Annotated in this window: 1 protein-coding gene; it reads right to left on the bottom strand. The window is 42.1% G+C overall.

The genetic code is table 11. From position 1 onward, the window contains the following. Positions 1-178: 178 nt before the first annotated feature. Positions 179-1,999: a tetratricopeptide repeat protein gene (locus G1O98_RS37905; RefSeq protein ID WP_163939563.1), complete on the bottom strand. Its 1,821-nt coding sequence runs from the start codon at positions 1,997-1,999 to the stop codon at positions 179-181. Positions 2,000-2,227 lie beyond the last annotated feature (228 nt).

The following is a 2,227-nucleotide window of genomic DNA, read 5'->3' as shown; positions in this document are numbered from 1 at the left end:
TTTGGCGTTGCTGATTAGATATATGAATCTTGGTGTAGAGACGTTGCATTGCAACGTCTCTACAAGGGTTTTGAAATCACGCAAAATCATTTTCATACCTGAATTCAGGAACGCCATTTTTATCCCCCCCATGCTCAATACCCAATACCCAATGCCCAATCCCCAATCCCCAATCCCTTCATCGAAGCTGTTCAATTAGCTCCATAATTTGTTGATAATACTGAACATTTCCCTCTTGGTAATACAAATCTGCGGATTTTTGGAAATCCGCAATTGCTCCTTGAGAATCACCCAGATTTTGGTAGACATCTGCTCGCAGGATATAAGCTGAAGCCCAATGAGGCTGAAGCTGTAAGGCTTGGTTTAAGTCTGTGAGCGCTCCCTGTAAATCTCTCAATAGAGAACGGCTACGACCCCGATTGTACCAGTCTTCAGCAAAGCTGGAGTCGATCGCGATCGCCCGACTGTAATCTTCGATTGCTCCTTGATAATCTTCTAGAGCATAGCGAGCATTAGCGCGATCGCTGTAAAATGCAGCAGATTGAGGATTTATTTGTAAAGCTTGGGTGTAATCTGCGATCGCACTTTCATAAGCTTCTAAAGCATAATGCGTTGAACCTCGATTGTAATATGCTTCAATTAAATCAGGATTAATTTTTAATGCTTGATTATAATCAGTGATCGCTCCTTGTTCATCCCCTAAAAGACGACGAGCATTTCCTCGATTGCAGTACGCTTGCGAAAATTCAGGCACCAACTCTATCGCTTGGGTGTTATCATCAATTGCTCCCTGTAAATCTTGCAGAGCTTCACGGGCAATTCCCCGACCGTAATAAGCTGCGGCTAATTTATCATTAATCTGTAATGCCCGATCATAATCTTTAATTGCTCCTTTATGATCTCCTAAAGAACGACGAGCTGCCGCGCGATCGCAATATCCTTCAGCTAAACTAGGATTGAGTTGTAATAACCGATTGCTATCTTCAATTGCGCCTTGATAATCTCCCAGTCGGCGGAGAGCATTCGCCCGAAAGCCATATACTAAAGCTAGAGTCGGGTTTTCTTGTAAAGCTCGATCATAATCGGCGATCGCACCCTCATAGTCTTCAAGGGTACTACGGACAAGACCCCGCTCACAATAGGCTTGCACATCATCAGGATTGAACTTTAGCGCTTGATTAAAATCCTCAATTGCTCGGTGATATTCTTTGAGATGAGCTAGAACCAAACCCCGGTTGTAATATGCTCCAGCAAACCTGGGATTGATTTCTAAGGCGCGGTTGTAATCTGCGATCGCACTTTGATAATTTTCTAAAGAGTAGTGGGCATTACCTCGATTATGATAAGCTTCCGCCAACTTAGGATCTAATTTTAATGCTCGGTCATGATCGGCGATCGCTTCCTTGAAATTTCCTAAGATATGGTAAATATTACCCCGATTGCTGTATGCTGCGGCAAAATTGGGATACCACTGTAAAGCTTGTTGAAAATCAGCGATCGCTCCTTGATGATCGCCCTTTTCAAAACAAACTACACCCCGATTATGATAAGCATTGGCAAGATCAATATTGATATTATCAGCTAACTGGGTGCTAGTTTCTATTGTTTGGATATAGTCAGCGATCGCTTTGTCGTATTTTTCTAAGGCAAAGTAGGCATTACCCCGGCTGTGGTAAGATTGGGCGAGATTTGGATCGATTTCTAATGCTTGGTTATAATCTGCGATCGCTTCTTGATAATCGCCTAAAAAGTAACGTGCATTACCCCGGTGATAGTAGGTTGTGGCAAAATTAGAATTGATTTCTATAGCCCGATTAAAATCTGCGATCGCACCACGATAATCTTTGAGTTGACCAGTGAGAATAATTCCTCGATGATGGTAAGCTTCGGCAGAATTAGGGTTGAGCTTAATTGCTTGGGTGTAAGCTACCTTCGCTCCTTGATAATCGCCTTGCAAACTGTGGTTCAATCCTTGGTTTAAAAATTCTTCAGCATTCATATAATAATTTTCTTGGATTTTGACATTCCCTAGTTTAGAGATTATTTTAAAAGTGGTTGGCTATGATTAAAATCACATTTTTACTCCCCTCAATCCCCCGATAAATTGGGGGGCAAGAACCTCTAAAAGTCCTCCTTTTTAAGGAGGATTTAGGAGGATCTACAATATTTTGGTTTTGTAGAGAGATGTGTGTACACCGTAGCCAATACATACGGGGAGGGTTAGGGT

The sequence above is a fragment of the Nostoc sp. UIC 10630 genome, assembly GCF_010747425.1.
Taxonomy (GTDB): Bacteria; Cyanobacteriota; Cyanobacteriia; order Cyanobacteriales; family Nostocaceae; genus Nostoc.
This window is presented reverse-complemented; position numbering and strand designations above follow the sequence as displayed.

Coding starts and splice junctions, on each gene's coding strand:
- G1O98_RS37905 (WP_163939563.1), bottom strand. CDS start 1,999: ATGAATGCTGAAGAATTTTTAAACCAAGGATTGAACCACAGTTTGCAA.